The organism is Stenotrophomonas muris, assembly GCF_052751275.1.
Genome location: NZ_CP199879.1, coordinates 1,937,978 through 1,953,784, shown reverse-complemented (window position 1 = coordinate 1,953,784; position 15,807 = coordinate 1,937,978). Strand labels below are relative to the sequence as shown.

At 68.0% G+C, this 15,807-nt stretch carries 13 protein-coding genes; 5 read left to right on the top strand and 8 right to left on the bottom strand.

Features of this window, described 5'->3' with window-relative positions; translation table 11 throughout:
* Positions 1-68: 68 nt before the first annotated feature.
* Positions 69-1,193, top strand: a complete 1,125-nt coding sequence (gene dnaJ, locus ACUVWL_RS08935; RefSeq protein ID WP_014036853.1) for a molecular chaperone DnaJ — start codon at positions 69-71, stop codon at positions 1,191-1,193.
* Between the two features lie 60 nt (positions 1,194-1,253).
* On the opposite strand, the gene ACUVWL_RS08930 is transcribed toward dnaJ, so the two are convergent.
* Positions 1,254-2,051, bottom strand: coding sequence for an AraC family transcriptional regulator (locus ACUVWL_RS08930; RefSeq protein ID WP_014646814.1), 798 nt, complete (start codon positions 2,049-2,051; stop codon positions 1,254-1,256).
* A gap of 72 nt (positions 2,052-2,123) precedes the next feature.
* Between ACUVWL_RS08930 and ACUVWL_RS08925 the strand changes: the two genes are divergently transcribed.
* The 3 genes from ACUVWL_RS08925 (at position 2,124) to ACUVWL_RS08915 (ending at position 5,966) form a co-directional block, all read left to right on the top strand.
* Complete coding sequence (locus ACUVWL_RS08925) at positions 2,124-3,323, top strand: MFS transporter (protein WP_041863321.1); 1,200 nt, start codon at positions 2,124-2,126, stop codon at positions 3,321-3,323.
* A 613-nt stretch (positions 3,324-3,936) separates the two neighbouring features.
* Complete coding sequence (gene pdxY / locus ACUVWL_RS08920; RefSeq protein ID WP_049441901.1) at positions 3,937-4,845, top strand: pyridoxal kinase; 909 nt, start codon at positions 3,937-3,939, stop codon at positions 4,843-4,845.
* Positions 4,842-5,966 (top strand): prephenate dehydrogenase, encoded by a 1,125-nt coding sequence (locus ACUVWL_RS08915; protein ID WP_049441899.1) that lies wholly within the window; start codon positions 4,842-4,844, stop codon positions 5,964-5,966. Before pdxY ends, ACUVWL_RS08915 begins: the two co-directional genes overlap by 4 nt.
* A gap of 219 nt (positions 5,967-6,185) precedes the next feature.
* Here ACUVWL_RS08915 and ACUVWL_RS08910 read toward each other — a convergent pair whose 3' ends face one another.
* From ACUVWL_RS08910 to ACUVWL_RS08890, 5 genes are all read right to left on the bottom strand, one after another.
* Complete coding sequence (locus tag ACUVWL_RS08910; protein ID WP_014646818.1) at positions 6,186-6,380, bottom strand: hypothetical protein; 195 nt, start codon at positions 6,378-6,380, stop codon at positions 6,186-6,188.
* Positions 6,381-6,450: 70 nt separating this feature from the next.
* On the bottom strand, positions 6,451-8,223 hold the full coding sequence (locus ACUVWL_RS08905; RefSeq protein ID WP_032960563.1) for an ABC transporter transmembrane domain-containing protein: 1,773 nt from the start codon (positions 8,221-8,223) through the stop codon (positions 6,451-6,453).
* The gene (locus tag ACUVWL_RS08900) at positions 8,216-8,812 is read right to left on the bottom strand and encodes an IMPACT family protein (protein WP_142234596.1); all 597 of its coding nucleotides are present in this window, start codon (positions 8,810-8,812) and stop codon (positions 8,216-8,218) included. The genes ACUVWL_RS08905 and ACUVWL_RS08900 overlap by 8 nt, the downstream gene beginning before the upstream one ends.
* A 40-nt stretch (positions 8,813-8,852) precedes the next feature.
* Positions 8,853-9,851, bottom strand: coding sequence for a hypothetical protein (locus ACUVWL_RS08895; RefSeq protein WP_445391564.1), 999 nt, complete (start codon positions 9,849-9,851; stop codon positions 8,853-8,855).
* Positions 9,848-10,366 carry an RNA polymerase sigma factor gene (locus tag ACUVWL_RS08890; RefSeq protein ID WP_445392268.1) on the bottom strand — a complete coding sequence of 173 codons (519 nt, stop codon included), beginning with the start codon at positions 10,364-10,366 and terminating at the stop codon, positions 9,848-9,850. The genes ACUVWL_RS08895 and ACUVWL_RS08890 overlap by 4 nt, the downstream gene beginning before the upstream one ends.
* A gap of 247 nt (positions 10,367-10,613) precedes the next feature.
* On the opposite strand from ACUVWL_RS08890, the gene ACUVWL_RS08885 reads away from it, so the two are divergent.
* Positions 10,614-13,454: a bifunctional diguanylate cyclase/phosphodiesterase gene (locus ACUVWL_RS08885; RefSeq protein ID WP_445979097.1), complete on the top strand. Its 2,841-nt coding sequence runs from the start codon at positions 10,614-10,616 to the stop codon at positions 13,452-13,454.
* A gap of 19 nt (positions 13,455-13,473) precedes the next feature.
* Here ACUVWL_RS08885 and ACUVWL_RS08880 read toward each other — a convergent pair whose 3' ends face one another.
* Together ACUVWL_RS08880 and ACUVWL_RS08875 are read right to left on the bottom strand one after the other, a co-directional pair.
* Positions 13,474-14,067, bottom strand: coding sequence for an LOG family protein (locus ACUVWL_RS08880; protein ID WP_014036864.1), 594 nt, complete (start codon positions 14,065-14,067; stop codon positions 13,474-13,476).
* Between the two features lie 193 nt (positions 14,068-14,260).
* On the bottom strand, positions 14,261-15,757 hold the full coding sequence (locus tag ACUVWL_RS08875; protein WP_445979096.1) for an aminotransferase class III-fold pyridoxal phosphate-dependent enzyme: 1,497 nt from the start codon (positions 15,755-15,757) through the stop codon (positions 14,261-14,263).
* Positions 15,758-15,807 lie beyond the last annotated feature (50 nt).

Genomic DNA, 15,807 nt, shown 5'->3' with positions numbered 1-15,807 from the left:
GCAAGAGCGGACCTGGTTCCGCTCTTCCGCTTTGACGAATCCCGACTTTCCGGAACCAGATTCACCATATGAGCAAGCGCGATTACTACGAAGTGCTGGGCGTTGCCCGCACCGCCACCGACGACGAGCTGAAGAAGGCCTACCGTCGCTGTGCGATGAAGTTCCACCCGGACCGCAACCCGGGTGATGCGGCGGCCGAAGCCTCCTTCAAGGAGTGCAAGGAAGCCTACGAAGTGCTGTCCGATGGCAACAAGCGCCGCATGTACGACAGCCACGGCCACGCCGCGTTCGAGCACGGCATGGGCGGTGGTGGTCCGGGCGGCCCGGACATGAACGATATCTTCGGCGATATCTTCGGCAACATTTTTGGCGGGGGCGGCGGTGGGCCGCGCCAGGCCCGTCGCGGCGCCGACATCGGCTACGTGATGGAGCTGGACCTGGAAGAAGCGGTACGCGGCGTCGAGCGCCGCATCGAGATCCCGACCCTGGCCGAGTGCGGCGACTGCGATGGCAGTGGCTCCGAAGACGGCAAGGTCGAAACCTGCAATGTGTGCCATGGCCGCGGCCAGGTGCGCATCCAGCGCGGCATCTTCGCCATGCAGCAGGCCTGCCACAACTGCGGCGGCCGTGGCCAGATCATCGCCAAGCCCTGCAAGACCTGCCACGGCAACGGCCGTGTCGAGGAAGACAAGGTGCTGTCGGTGAAGGTGCCGGCGGGCGTCGATACCGGCGACCGCATCCGCCTGCAGGGTGAAGGTGAGGCCGGTCCGGCCGGTACGCCGCCGGGTGACCTGTACGTGGAAGTGCGCGTGCGCGAGCATGCGATCTTCCAGCGCGATGGCGACGACCTGCACTGCGAAGTGCCGATCCGCATCTCGCAGGCAGCGCTGGGCGACACCGTACGCGTGGCGACCCTCGGCGGCGAAGCGGAAATCCGCATCCCGGCCGAGACCCAGACCGGCAAGCTGTTCCGCCTGCGTGGCAAGGGCGTGCGTTCGGTGCGCAGCCGCAGCGAGGGCGACCTGTACTGCCGCGTGGTGGTGGAGACCCCGGTCAACCTCACCAACGAACAGCGCAAGCTGCTGGAGCAGTTCGAAGCCACCTTTGTCGGCGAGGAAGCACGCAAGCATTCGCCGAAGTCGGCGACGTTCATGGATGGCGTGAAGGGCTTCTGGGACCGGATGACGTCCTGAGTTTTTCAACCGAAGCGTTGAGCGGTAGCGCCGGGCCATGCCCGGCGTTTTCGTTTGCGATCAGCGGAAAAACGCCGCGGGCGTCTGCCCCAGTTGGCGCTTGAACATGCTGGTGAACGCGCTGGGGCTGTCGTAGCCCATCGCCAGCGCCACATCGATGACCTTGTCGCCGACTGCCAGCCGCTCCAGGGCGGCCAGCAGGCGCGCCTGCTGCCGCCACTGCCCGAAGGTCATGCCCAGTTCGCCGGCGAAATGGCGCTGGATGGTCTTCACGTCCACCTGCAGCGCCTGGGCCCAGTCCTGCAGCGTGGCGTCGTCGGCGGGATGCTTCTGGATGTGCTGGCAGATCCTCTGCAGGCGCGGGTCGGTGGGCGAGGGCAGGTGCAGCGGCAGCACGTCCATGCGGTGCAGCTCGTCCAGCAGCAGGCGCACCACGCGACCGTCGCGGCTGTCGTCCACGTGCGCGGACTCGATCAGGCTGGCCGCCAGCAGTAGTTCGCGCAGCAGCGGCGCCACCTGTACTGCGAACGCCCCATCCGGCAGTTGCGGCGCGAAGTCCGGTTCCACGTACAGGCTGCGCATGTGCACCTCGGCGATGCAGTCCACCGCATGCACCATACCGGCCGGAACCCAGATCGCGCGGGTGGAGGGCACGACCCAGCGGCCACCGTCCGCGCGCACCACCATCAGGCCGGACATGGCGAAGACCAGTTGGTGACGGCGATGCCGGTGTGGCGCGATGTGGGTACCGGGCGGGTAGTGCCGGGCGCGGCTGGTCACCGGGCGGTGTACCGGCACTTCGTTCCACGGCGCGGTCTCGCGGATCGGGCAGGGAGTGTCCTTTTTGCGATAGGCCATGACCCGAACGCGGCAGAAGGGAGTGGGGGCCCACCGTAGCATGCGTGGCTCGCCCCCAACCTGACTGTGTCCATGTCGACCCTGGCTTCTCCCGCAACGACCTCACGCCCGGTGGCTCCCGGCGTGCTGGCCGCCATCTCCACCTCGCATGTCGTCAACGACATGATGCAGTCGCTGATCCTGGCCATCTATCCGGTGATCAAGGGCGGCTTCAACCTCAGCTTCACCCAGATCGGCCTGATCACGCTGACCTACCAGCTCACCGCGTCGATCTTCCAGCCGTTGATCGGCATGGCCACCGACCGCCGCCCGGCACCGTACTCGCTGCCGATCGGTATGGCCTCGACCCTGTGCGGCATGCTGCTGCTCGGCTTTGCGCCGAACTACGCGGTGGTGCTGATGGCTGCGGCGATGGTCGGCATTGGTTCGGCCATCTTCCACCCGGAGGCCTCGCGCATCGCCCGGCTGGCCTCGGGCGGTCGCCATGGCTTCGCGCAGTCGGTGTTCCAGGTGGGTGGCAACTTCGGTACCGCGCTGGGGCCGTTGATCGCTGCGGCCGTGATCGTGCCGTATGGCCAGCGTGCCGCATCATGGTTTGCCGGCGCCGCGCTGATCGGCATCGCGCTGCTGACCTATGTTGGCCGCTGGTATGCACTGCACCTGGGCACACCGCGTCCGGCCAGCACCGCGTCTATGGCCCCGCGGCATTCGTCGCGCACCGTGGCCAAGGTGCTGGCGATCCTGCTGGTGCTGATCTTCAGCAAGTACTTCTACATGGCCAGCATCGGCAGCTACTTCACCTTCTACCTGATCCACCACTTCGGCATTCCGGTGGCACAGGCGCAACTGCATCTGTTCGCGTTCCTGGTGGCGTCTGCCGCCGGTGGTTTCCTCGGCGGCCCGCTGGGTGACCGCATCGGCCGCAAGCCGATCATCTGGACCTCGATCCTCGGCGTGGCCCCGTTCGCGCTGATGCTGCCGCACGCCGATCTGCTATGGACCACAGTGCTGGCAGTGCTGATCGGCTTCGTGCTCTCCTCGGCGTTCTCGGCCATCGTGGTGTACGCGCAGGAGATGATGCCGCACCGCATCGGCATGGTGTCCGGCCTGTTCTTCGGCTTTGCATTCGGCATGGGCGGGCTTGGCGCGGCCGTGCTGGGCATGCTGGCAGACAGGACCAGCATTGAATTCGTCTATCAGCTGACCGCGTTCCTGCCGCTGCTCGGTATCGTCGCAGCGTGGCTGCCACCGTCGCGGCCTGCTGCTCACTGAGGGGGTTGGGTTGCAGGGCTTGCAGCCCTGCACCTGCCGAAGCAACGTCAACAGCAGAAGCGGGCCATCCGTGGGTTGGCGGGGTGGGTTCGGTTGCAGGGGACGCCGTAAACCCATCCCTGGGGGCTTGGCCGCGGCATCCATGCCGCGGACACCCCTGCAACCGGACCCACCCCGCTTTCGACTGTTTTCCGCGATCTGTCGGAACAGCTCGTGGGGTCAGATCCGTTTTCCGAAGGAAAACGGATCTGACCCCGATTTATTTCGGTATCCCACAGATGTGCCGACCAACGGTCGGCACCCACCAAAAGTCGCGGGAATCTGTCAGAGGCGGGGCGGTGTGGGTGGGCAGGACCGTTGGCGCCATGGATGGCGCCATCGAGCCCCCATGGGTGAGGGCGCTTCGCTTGCGAAGCACTGCTTCGCAAGCGCCCGAACGCACAGCCGCCAGCGGCTGGGCCGGACCCCGGAGGGGGGTTTACGGCGTGTCCTGACCACCCACACCGCCCCGCCATCCCACGGAATGCGGCTCTTGATCTTGCTTCGGCTTCGCCTTCGGCAGGTGCAGGGCTGCAAGCCCTGCCGAAAACTCCCTTGGGCGTAGAATGCGGCCATGAGCGAATCCCTTGATAACCACCTGGTCCACGGCCGCCGCCAGCGGCCGGATGGGCCGTCGCCGATCGATGTCATCTCGGTCCAGTCGCAACTTGTGTACGGCCACGCCGGCAACAGTGCCGCCGTCCCGCCGATGTGCGCACTGGGCGTGCGCGTCGCCGAAATCCCGACCGTGCTGCTGAGCAATGCGCCGTTCTACGACACTACGCGGGGCCGCGTGCTGCCCGCCGACTGGTTTGCCGACCTGCTGCTGGGTACCCACGAGCGTGGCCTGCCGCAGCGGGCGAAGATGCTGGTGTCCGGCTACTTCGGCAGCACCGCCAACGGTGCGGCCTTCGCCGACTGGCTGGACAACATCCTGCCGGCCTGCCCACAGCTGCGTTACTGCCTGGACCCGGTGATCGGTGATACCCATACCGGACCCTACGTGGAACCGGGCCTGGAAGCGATCTTCGCCGAGCGCCTGCTGCCCCACGCCTGGCTGGTGACGCCCAATGCCTTCGAACTGAATCGCCTGACCGGCATGCCGGCACTGGCCGAGGCCGATGCCATCGCCGCCGCGCGCACGCTGCTGGATCGTGGCCCGCACTGGGTGATCGCGCACAGCGTAGGCGGCAACCCGGGTGAGCTGGTCACCCTGGCGGTCGGGCACGAGGAAACCTGGCGCTGGACCTCACCGCTGCTGCCGGTGGACGTGGCCGGTACCGGTGACGTGCTGATGTCGCTGGTGGTGTCGTTCCTGCTGCGCGGTGAGTCGATGCAGCAGGCGATTTCGCGCGCGATTGCCGGCACCCATGCGGCGCTGGAGGCGACCCTGGACAACGGCTTCGAGGAGTTTGACGTGATCGCTGCCGCGCCGGCGGCGCTGGCCGAAGGAACGCGCTTCCGCGCTGAACGCGTGGCATGAGCGGCCTGGATCCACGCACGCCGCGCACGGTCGGCATCGTCGGCAGTGCTGGTGCCTATGGGCGCTGGCTGTGCCGCTTCTTCCAGCAGCACCTGCAGCTGCAGGTGATCGGCCATGACCCGGCCGACCCGGACTCGCACACGCCGGAACACCTGCTGGCGCAGGCCGATGTACTGGTGTTCTCGGCACCGATCCGGCACACGCCGGCGTTGATCGCCGAGTACGTGCGGCAATCGGCGGGCCGCGAGCAGGGCAGGCTGTGGCTGGATGTGACCTCGGTAAAGGAGGCACCGGTGCAGGCGATGCTGGCCTCGCAGGCCGAAGTGGTCGGACTGCACCCGATGACCGCGCCACCCAAGGCGCCGACCCTGAAGGGGCGGGTGATGGTGGTCTGCGAAGCGCGGCTGCAGCACTGGCGGGCATGGGTCGATACGCTGTGCACCGCGCTGCAGGCCGAGTGCGTGCGCGCGACGCCGCAGCACCACGACCAGATGATGGCGCTGGTGCAGGCGATGGTGCATGCCACCCACCTGGCGCAGGCAGGCGTGCTGCGCCAGTACCAGCCGCAGCTGGGCGATCTGGCCGCGATGATGCCGTACCGTTCGGCGTCGTTCGAGCTGGGCACGGCGATCATCTCGCGCATCCTGTCGCTGAATCCGGCGATCTACGAAGACATCCAGTTCGGCAACCCGTACGTGGCGCCGATGCTGGAGCGGCTGGTGGGGCAGCTGCAGGCCCTGCAGGTGCAGGTCGGACAGGGCGACGACGGCGCACGGGCTGCATTCCGTGAGCAGCTGCTGTCAGCCAATCGCAGTGCCTTCGGCGAGCAGGCCCTGGCGGATGGCAACTACACGTTCGAACGCGTGGGGTATCTGCTGGCCGATCTGACCGAGCGCAACGCGCTGTCGGTGCACCTGCCGGAGGACCGGCCTGGCTCGCTGCGCGAGCTGTTGAACGTGTTCGAGCAGCATGGCATCAGCCTGGCTTCGATCCATTCCTCGCGCACGCCCGGCGGTGAAGTGCACTTCCGCATCGGATTCGTGGCCGGCAGCGATCCGGCGGCGATCACCCGGGCCGCGGCCGACGTGGACGCCAGCGGCATCGGACGGGTGCTGGGCTGAATTCATCCACAGGCGGTGTGGATGGTTTCTGAGCAAACGTGTGGATAACCCTGCGCAGCCCTTGTCAGGCAAGGCTGTCAAGATGCTTGGTGAAAAATTGATCACGCCTTCTTGTGGAGTCGAGCCTTGCTCGACTGCCCTTGGCAAAGCGCGTGTCGACCGAGGTCGACACCTACCAGAGCAGGGTGACACGGCCAGTGCCCACCAAGGTGGGCAGCGCTAGATCATCAACCGCAGTTCGCCACCGCTGGTGGTGAATTCGCGGCCATTGCGAACCAGATGACGCCCGTCATCCAGCTCGTAACGCGGCGTGGATTCAGAGTGATGCCCGCTGCCATTCGCCTCGGGCTTGAACTCGATGATGATGTGGCTTTCGCCATTGCTGTCGACTGCAGGGAACTGACGGAACGACATCGCGTACCTCCTTCAGCGGATGCTGCTGATGCGAGGCCAGCTTGGTCCGGCCGATGTTAGCCGGCCGTCATCAATCGATGAACTGCAGTCGTGCCAGTTCAGCGTACAGTCCGCCTTCGGCCAGAAGCTGGGCATGGGTACCTTCGGCCACGATGCGGCCCTGGTCCATCACCACGATGCGGTCGGCCTTGAGCACGGTGGCCAGGCGGTGGGCGATGACCAGCGTGGTGCGACCGGCCATCAGCCGCTCCAGCGCCTGCTGCACGCTGTGCTCGCTCTGTGCGTCCAGCGCGCTGGTGGCTTCATCGAGCAGCAGGATCGGCGCGTCCTTCAGCAGTGCGCGGGCAATCGCCACGCGCTGCTGCTGGCCACCGGACAGGCGCGCACCACGTTCGCCCAGCTCACTGTCGTAGCCCTGCGGCAACGCGCGCAGGAAGCCATCGGCCTCGGCCGCACGCGCGGCAGCTTCGACCTCGGCGTCACTGGCCTGCAGGCGGCCATAGCGGATGTTGTCGCGCGCACTGGCCGCGAACAGCGTCGGCTGCTGCGGCACCAGCGCCAGCTGCGCGCGCAGCTCGGCCGGATCGACCTGGCGAACGTCGATGCCATCCACGCAGATGCGGCCGCTGGCCGGATCGTGGAAGCGCAGCAGCATCGACAGCACCGTGCTCTTGCCCGCGCCCGACGGGCCGACCAGGGCCACCGTCTCGCCCGGGCGGACATGCAGGTTGAAGTGGTCCAGCGCGGCCTGGTCCGGACGTTGCGGATAGTGGAACACCACGTCGTCGAACTGGATTTCGCCGCGCAATGGTTGCGGCAGAACGTGCGGCTGCGCCGGCGCACGGATCTCGATGTCTTCCTGCAGCAGCTCGCCAATGCGGCCCATGCCACCGGCTGCACGCTGCAGTTCGTTCCACACTTCGGCCAGCGCGCCCACCGAGCCGCCGCCGATCAGCGCGTACAGCACGAACTGCCCCAGCGTGCCGGCACTGAGGCGCCCGTCGATGACATCGTGCGCGCCCAGCCACAGCACGCCAACGATGGCGCCGAACACCAGCAGGATGGCGCTGGCGGTGACCAGCGACTGCGCACCGATGCGTCGGCGCGCGGCGCCGATGGCATCGCCCAGTGCCTTGTCGAAGCGTCCGCGCTCGTAAGGCTCGCGTGCATGTGCCTGCACCGTGCGCACGGCGCCCAGCGTCTCGCTGGCCAGGCTGTTGGCATCGGCGATGCGGTCCTGGCTGCTGCGTGCAACCGTGCGCAGCTTGCGCGCGCCGATGATGATCGGCAGTACCGCCAGTGGGATGCCGAGCAGCGACCATGCCGCCAGCCTGGGGCTGGTGACGAACAGCATGGCCAGGCTGCCGACCACGGTGACGCTGCTGCGCAGGGCGACCGACATGGTCGAGCCGACCACGCTGCGCAGCAGTTCGCTGTCAGCGGTCAGGCGCGAGACCAGTTCGCCGCTACGGCTGCGGTCATGGAAACCGGCACCGAGCTGGATCAGGTGTGCGTACAGGCGGCTGCGCAGGTCGGCCACGACTTTTTCGCCAAGCAGCGACACGAAGAAGAACCGTGCGGCCGTTGCCAGTGCCAGCACCACCGCCACCAGCATCAGCAGGGCGAAGGCACGGTTGATCTGGCCACCGCTGGTGAAGCCGTGGTCGATCATCTGCTTCACGGCGGGGGGCAGGCTCAGCGTGGCGGCCGAAGAGACCGCCAGCGCCAGCAGCCAGGCGGTGAACAGCCCGCTGTGGCGGCGCACGAACGGCCACAGCGTCCTCAGGCTGCCGAGGCGGCGCAGCGGTGGGGCCGAGGCGGGGGCGTCGTCCTTGTCAGTCATCCTGGTCGTCGTCTTGTATGCGGATACGGTCACGGGTGGCGTCGCGCAGGCGGATTTTCAATGCATCGACCTGATCGGCCGGCAATTCGACCCGCAGGCACACGCCGTTGGCATCGAACTGTTCATCGCGCTTCACGGCGCCGAAGCTGGGAAGGGTGGCATGCAGGGTGCCCAGATCCTCGAAGCCGGCCAACAGCTGCAGCCGGGCCATCGCCACCAGCGGCAAGCGCGGGGCGGTACGCAGGCATTCGGCGGCGGCGCCACCGTAGGCGCGCACCAGTCCACCGGCGCCCAGCTTGATGCCGCCGAACCAGCGCGTCACGACCACCACCACCCGGTCGAAGCCCTGGCCGTCGATCGCAGCCAGGATCGGCCGCCCAGCGGTGCCGGCGGGCTCGCCATCGTCACTGGAGCGGTAGTCCTGGCCGTGCCGGTAGGCCCAGCAGTTGTGGGTTGCGTCGGCTACGGCCACCTGTTGCAGGAACGCCAATGCTGCCGCGGCGCCATCGATCGGCGCGGCATGGGCAATGAAGCGGCTGTGTTTGACTTCCAGCGTGTGGCTTACCGGCTGGGCGAGGGTATCGGGCATTCCCGCCATTCTACGGGGTCGCCAGAGGTCACTGCCCGCTTCAGTCGTCCAGCAGCGGGCGCAGGTCGCGCGGCAGGCGTGCTTCCGGATACTGCTGCACATAGCGCTCCAGGCTGGCGCGGGCCAGGTCGCGCTGGCCGTCATCGCGGCGCGCGCGGATCTTCTGCAGCCACTGCCGTCGCGGCAGCTGTGCATCGGCGTCCACCTCGGCCTGCACGGCATCCGCACTGAGCCGCGCGTCGGCGCCGCGGCGCATGACGCCGGGCGCGGAGCGGCTCGGGGCCTGCCGCTTCATCGAGGTGATCTCTACCCGATCCAGTGCCTGCGCCCGTTCCGCATCGGCAGCGTTGGCCACTGGCGCCTCGGCGCTGCGTGCTTTCAGCGCCCCTGCCGGGGCCGGCGCCAATGCCGGTGCAGGTGCCGAATAGGCAGCCGGTGCGGGAGGCGCGGGCGGTGCCGCTGCCGGTGCGGTGGCCGGACCAGGCGGGAGCGCGGCAAAGGACGTATCGGCGGCCGCATCCGCCGCCATCGATCGTGCAGCCTGGGCCGGAGCTTCAGCAGTCTCGGTCGGCGCAGGCTTGGCTACCCGCGCGACGGACGGCGCCGGGGGAGCGGCAACAGGGGCCGCCTCGGGTGCTGCAGGTTCGGTGGCCGTTTCCGATGCGGCAACCGCGCTGTCGGCTGGACTGCTCCCAGCGGCCCGATCGGCGGCCGCGACGTCTGCCGCAGCGGGCGCCGCGGCAACAGCGGCCTCGCCTGCCGGAACCGGCGGCGGTTCCGGGCGCAGCTGCCAGGCGATGCCGATGGCGAACACCATCGAGGCGGCGATGCCGAACACCGCCGGCCAACGCGGACGTGTGCGCTGCCTGCGCGGCGCCTCGGCGGAGACAGCAGCATCGGCCGCCGGTGCGTGCACGGCAGCGCGCGCCGCGGCCAGGATGGTGGCGTCCAGCGCGGCCGGCGGGGCCTGTTCGACGCGACGGCCGAGCAGGCGCGCCAGCTCGCGTTCTTCCGGCGTCAGCGGTTCGTCTCGGTTCATGCGTTCAATCCCGCACGCAGCTTGTCCATCGCATAGCGCAGCCGCGATTTCACGGTTTCCCGGCCTACGCCGGTGATCTGGCCGATCTCCTCCAGGCTCAGTTCCTGATCCAGCCGCAGCTGCAGCACTTCGCGCTGCTCGGGCGGCAGTTGCCCCATCGCCAGCTGGATGCGGCGACGTTGTTCGAATTCGGAAAGCTCGGCTTCCGGGGTCTGCCCGTCCTCGATCGCGGCCAGGCGCAGGTCGGCGTCGGCCGGTGCGGCAGGGCGATGGCGAGCGGCCCGCCAGTGGTCGTTCAGGCGGTTGTGGGCGATGCGGAACAGCCAGGTGCTGAATGCAGCGTCAGGCTGCCAGCCCGCGCGCGCGCTGATCACCCGCTGCCAGACATCCTGGAAGATCTCCTCGGCCAACGCGTTGTCGCGCAGTTGCCGCAGCAGGAAGCCGAACAGGCGCTTGCGATGGCGTGCATACAGGCTTTCGAACGCGCGCAGGTCGCCACCGGCCCAGGCCAGCATCAAGGCTTCATCGGTTGGCAGTGCGCTGGCTTCCACGGCGTACAGGGTAAGGCCTGCAGGCGGTGGCGCATAGCCGGTGACGGGGGCGGGCAGGGCGAGGTTCATGGCGTGGAAGCGGCTACGGGCAGGAGGAAAAACGTACGGGCGCACGATTCGGGGTTTACGGGCTTCCATTGCCCCCCGGGTGGCGCGCTATGCTCGGCGGCTCAGGGGAGGCGACGCACAGACGGCGCCGAGAGATTGTCATTTGTCCACGCACGTTGAACCGGCGGAAGAGCCACCACACGAGGCCGTGCTGAGCACGGCGCTGGTGCGCGCATTGCATGCGCTGCTGCCGGACTCGGCCGTGGTCCGCGTTGGCTGGGATGACCCGCAGCTGGGCCGCGGACAGGGCGGCTGGCCGGCTGTCGCGGCGGCCGACGCGTTGACGGTGCCCGGCGTGGGCAACGGTTGCCATGGCTGGGAATATGACGGTGCCCGCCTGCAGTTGTCGGTCGAAGGTGCCGTGCCTTCAGCGGCGTGGTGGGGGCTGGCCCGGCAGGCCATGGAGCTGGCGCTGCAGCGCGGTCGCCAGGCCGGGCAGATCAAGGCGCTGGAAGAAGCTGAACGGCTGCAGCAGGCGCTGTTCCAGATCGCCGATCTGGCTGGCGCCGACCTCGAGATGTCGGAGATGCTGCGTCACGTGCACGGCGTGCTTGGCACGCTGATGTACGCGGAAAACTGCTACATCGTCGAGTACGACGATGTCCGCGACCAGATCCGCTTCCTGTACTTCGCCGACCAGGTCGATGACTTCGTCGCCGATCCGTCGCAGAGCCATGACGCCGATGAGATGCCGCGCAGCCTGACCGTGGCGTTGCTGCGCCACGGCAAGCCGCTCAGCGGCCCCTCGCGCGAGTTGCTGGCGCGCGTGGTCGAGCAGGAGCACGACCCGCAGCGTGGACCGGAGAGCCTGGACTGGCTGGGCGTGCCGATGCTGCGCGATGGCCGGGTATGCGGCGCCATCGTGGTGCAGAGCTATGAGCTGGCGGCCCGTTATGGCGAGGCCGAGCGGGCGCTGCTGGGTTTTGTCGCGCAGCACGTGCAGACCGCGATGGACCGGCGCCAGGCGCAGGTCCGGCTGGAACAGCAGGTGGAGCGGCGCACGCTGGAGCTGCAGCGTGCCAACCACAGCCTGCAGGATGAAGTGGCCGAGCGCCGCCGCGCAGAGCAGCTGCAGACCGCGCTGTACAACATCGCCGAGATGGCGATGTCGGCCGACAGCCTGGCCCAGTTCTACGGGCAGGTGCATGGCGTGGTCGGGCGCCTGCTTGACGCGCGCAATTTCTACATCGCGCTGGTGAACGGGGCCGGCAGCGGCCTGGACTTCGTCTACTCGGTGGACGAGCACAACGCCAGCCGTGCGCCACGCCCGTTCAGCCGCGGCCTGACCGAGTACGTGGTGCGCAACCGGCGTCCGTTGCTGGCTTCGCGGCAGCAGATCGACGCACTGCTGGTCAGCGGCGAAGTGCGCGAATCGGGCGCACGTTCGCATTGCTGGCTGGGTGTGCCGCTGCTGCGCGATGACGAGGTGGTCGGCGCGATCGTGGTGCAGAGCTACAGCGAGAACAGCACGTTCAGCGTGCACGATCAGCGCTTGTTGACCTTCGTTGCACAGAACATCGGAACCGGGCTGGCGCGCCAGCGCGACCAGCAGCAGCTGCGTTCGGCGCATGCCGAGCTGGAAAAGCGCGTGGAGGAACGTACCCGCGAGCTGGCCGAGGTCAACGAGAAGCTGCTCGGGCAGATCGGCGAGCGCCTGCGTGCCGAGCAGCGCCTGACCCATCAGGCCATGCACGATGCGCTGACCGGCCTGCCCAACCGCCTGCACCTGCTCGATCGCCTGCAGGATGCGCTGGCGCTGGCCAAGCGCGAGGGTGGGCCGGTGTTCGCCGTGCTGTTCCTCGACCTGGACCGCTTCAAGCTGGTCAACGACAGCATCGGCCACGCTGCCGGCGATCGCATGCTGGTGGAGGTGGCCAAGCGCATCGTATCGATGGCCGGCACCGATGACGTGGTGGCGCGGCTGGGCGGCGATGAGTTCGCGGTGCTGCTGCAGTGTCCGCAGGGGCTGGCACAGGCGCTGGAGTTCGGCCAGCGGCTGTTGCTGGCACTGCAGGAATCGATGTGGATCGCCGGGCGCGAACTGTTCCCGTCCGGCAGCCTGGGCATCGCCTTGTGGAACCCGCGCTACCGGACCGGTGAAGAACTGCTGCGCGACGCAGACGCGGCGATGTACCGGGCCAAGGCGCAGGGTCATGACCGCTGCGCGATCTTCGACGAGGACATGCGCGAAGAAGCGATGCGCAGCCTGGACCTGGAAGCGGATCTGCGGCGTGCGATCAACAACCGCGACTTCGTGCCGTTCTACCAGCCGATCGTGCGCCTGTCCGACGGCGAAGTGGTGGGGCACGAGGCCTTGCTGCGCTGGCGCCACGAGCGTCGTGGCCTGTTGCTGCCCGGGGCGTTCCTGGAGCTGGGCGAGGAAAGCGGCCTGATCGAGCAGGTCGACTGGCTGATCTACGAACAGGTCATCGCGGGACTGGCCGAAGGCGGCCACGGCTATGTCTCGGTGAACGTATCGCCACGCCATTTCCGCTCGGCCGAGTTCAGTGGCCGCCTGTTCGGCCTGCTCGATGCATGCGGCGCCGACCCACGCCGGCTGCGCCTGGAGATTACCGAGGTGGCGCTGCTGGATGATGGCCCGCACACGCTGCGCATCCTGCAGGGCCTGCGCGAGCGTGGCATCCAGGTGCAGCTGGACGATTTCGGTACCGGCTTCTCGGCGCTGTCCTACCTGCACCGCTTCCCGATCAGCACGTTGAAGATCGACCAGAGCTTCATCGCCGGCCTGCATGGGCCGGAAGTGCAGAGCACGCGCGCGCTGGTCGAGGGCGTGCTGTCACTGGCCCGCACCTTGGGCATCGAAACCATCGGCGAAGGCATCGAGACCGAAGCGCAGCGGCAGACGCTGCGCGAACTTGGTTGCGACTACGGCCAGGGCTACCTGCTGGGCCGCCCGGCGCCGTGGGACGGCGCGGTGGCCTGAGCCACCGCGCCGGGTCGCCTCAGCGCAGGGCGGAGCGACGCTTCTCGTCGATCCACTTGGAAGCCTGGGCCGGCTGATAGTTCTGCATCCACTCCAGCATTTCCTCGATGTCCGAGCCGTACCACAGGTCCTGGCGCTGGTCCGGATGCAGGAAGCGCTCTTCCACCATGCGATCGATCATGCCGATCAGCGGGGCGTAGAAGCCTTCCACGTCGAGGAAGGCGCATGGCTTGTTGCCGATGCCCAGCTGGCGCCAGGTCAGCATCTCGAAGATCTCTTCCATGGTGCCGAAGCCGCCGGGCAGGGCGACGAAGCCATCGGCGAGGTCGAACATGCGCGACTTGCGCTCATGCATCGAACCGACGATCTCCAGTTCGGTCAGGCCGCGGTGGGCCACTTCCCAGTCGGCCAGCTGGCGCGGGATCACGCCGGTCACCTCCCCGCCGGCGGCGAGCACGGCATTGGCCACGGTTCCCATCAGGCCGACGTTGCCGCCGCCATACACCAGGCGCAGGCCGTCACGGGCGATGCGATCACCCAGGGCAATGGCGCGTTCGGTGTAGGCCGGCTTGCTGCCAGCGTTGGAACCACAGTACACACAGATCGATTTCATGGATCTTCCTGTCTCTTGGCCGGAAACGAAAACGCCCCGTCGCCAACCGCAGGGCGGTCAGGGACGGGGTGTCGGTGGATTATGAGGCCTTGACAGGCCTTCTGTAGAACCGAGCCACGCTCGGCTGCGCTTCGTTCAGATCGCGGCAAAGGCTGAGTCGAGCATGGCTCGACTCTACAAACGCCAAGCAGGCTTACGCGGCAGCCGCCTGTTCGCGACGCGGGCCTTCACGCAGGGCGCGGCCCACCATGCCGACCAGCAGGTCCAGCTCATCGCTGTCCATGCCGAAGTGCGGGGTGAAGCGCAGCGAATTCTCGCCGCCGTGGATCACGTTGATGCCGTGCTGGCGCAGCCATTCCTCGGTGGAATTGGCGCCGTAGCACTTGAACTGCGGGGCCAGCTCGCAGGAGAACAGCAGGCCGGTGCCCTGCACCTTGGTGATCAGGCCACCCAGTTCGCTCTTGAGCTGTTCCAGCTTGCGCACGGCCTCGGCACCGCGCTCGGCGATGTTGGCACGCACCTGCGGGGTCAGCTGCGCCAGGGTGGCACAGGCCACGTCCAGCGCGCGTGGGTTGCTGGTCATGGTGTTGCCGTAGATGCCCTTGCGGTACAGCTGCGCGGCGTGCTCGGTCACCGCCAGCACCGACAGCGGGTACTGCGCGGCGTTGAGCGCCTTGGAGTAGGTCTCCATGTCCGGCGGATCCAGGCCTTCGAAGCCCGGGTAATCGACCACCGACAGCACGCCATGCGCGCGCAGGCCAGCCTGGATCGAGTCCAGCAGCAGCAGGCTGCCGTGCGCACGGGTCAGCTCACGGGCCACGGCATAGAACGCCGGCGGCACCGAACGGCCCGGGTCGCCTTCGCCCATTACCGGTTCCAGGAACACCGCCTCGATGAACCACTGGTTGCGTGCGGCGTCCTCGAACACATTGCGCAGGCCGGCCTCGTCGTACGGCGCCACGGTGATCACCGAATCCTCGCCGCGGTAGCTGGCCAGGTGCTGCATGTAGCTCTTGCGGCTGGAATCGGAATACAGGGCAGGGCGGTCGGTACGGCCATGGAAGCTGCCCTTGACCACCACGCGCTTGATCGTGGCGCCGGCGTGGCGCGCGCCCGGGTCGGTCTGCAGCTTGGCGTTGACGTCGGCGATGCGCGCGGCCAGGCCAACCGCCTCGGAGCCGGAATTCAGGCACATGAAGCGCGCGAACGGGCAGCCGCCACGGCGGTGGCCGATCTCGGCGCGCAGGGCCGTGATGAAGCGCTGCTGCGACAGGCTGGGGGTCATGATGTTGGCCATCACCTGTGGGCGTGCCATCGCCTCCAGCACGGCATCCGGGGTGTGCCCGAAGCCGAGCATGCCGTAGCCGCCGGCGTCGTACAGCACCGCGCCCTTCAGGGTGACCACCCAGGGGCCACGCGCGGCCAGCGCCACGTACGGGGTCACTGCATCATCGGCGTAGAAATTGACGAAGCCGTCCTGCATCGCGTCGATCTGCGCCTGTTCGTCCTGCGCCAGCAGCGGCCCCAGGTCGGCCTGCACGCGCGCGAACTCCTCGGCGGCGGCATCCACTGCGGCGATCAGCTGCGGGTGGCGGACGGACAGGGCGGTCAGGGTGGCGTCGTCCAGGCCGGTGGTGAGGCGGATGCCGGGCTGGGTGCGCAGGGGGGCGAGGCGTTCGATGAAGCTCATTGCAGATCTCCTGAAACGATGGGTCGCACGGGCCTTCAAAAGCAAAACGC

Bases quoted from the DNA above. Each gene is read 5' to 3' on its own strand.
- ACUVWL_RS08930 (WP_014646814.1), bottom strand. From the start codon at position 2,051: ATGGCCTATCGCAAAAAGGACACTCCCTGCCCGATCCGCGAGACCGCG.
- ACUVWL_RS08925 (WP_041863321.1), top strand. From the start codon at position 2,124: ATGTCGACCCTGGCTTCTCCCGCAACGACCTCACGCCCGGTGGCTCCC.
- ACUVWL_RS08910 (WP_014646818.1), bottom strand. From the start codon at position 6,380: ATGTCGTTCCGTCAGTTCCCTGCAGTCGACAGCAATGGCGAAAGCCAC.
- ACUVWL_RS08895 (WP_445391564.1), bottom strand. From the start codon at position 9,851: ATGAACCGAGACGAACCGCTGACGCCGGAAGAACGCGAGCTGGCGCGC.
- ACUVWL_RS08915 (WP_049441899.1), top strand. From the start codon at position 4,842: ATGAGCGGCCTGGATCCACGCACGCCGCGCACGGTCGGCATCGTCGGC.
- ACUVWL_RS08875 (WP_445979096.1), bottom strand. From the start codon at position 15,757: ATGAGCTTCATCGAACGCCTCGCCCCCCTGCGCACCCAGCCCGGCATC.
- ACUVWL_RS08905 (WP_032960563.1), bottom strand. From the start codon at position 8,223: ATGACTGACAAGGACGACGCCCCCGCCTCGGCCCCACCGCTGCGCCGC.
- ACUVWL_RS08900 (WP_142234596.1), bottom strand. From the start codon at position 8,812: ATGCCCGATACCCTCGCCCAGCCGGTAAGCCACACGCTGGAAGTCAAA.
- ACUVWL_RS08890 (WP_445392268.1), bottom strand. From the start codon at position 10,366: ATGCTGGCCTGGGCCGGTGGCGACCTGCGCGCGTTCGAAAGCCTGTAT.
- pdxY (WP_049441901.1), top strand. From the start codon at position 3,937: ATGAGCGAATCCCTTGATAACCACCTGGTCCACGGCCGCCGCCAGCGG.
- dnaJ (WP_014036853.1), top strand. From the start codon at position 69: ATGAGCAAGCGCGATTACTACGAAGTGCTGGGCGTTGCCCGCACCGCC.
- ACUVWL_RS08880 (WP_014036864.1), bottom strand. From the start codon at position 14,067: ATGAAATCGATCTGTGTGTACTGTGGTTCCAACGCTGGCAGCAAGCCG.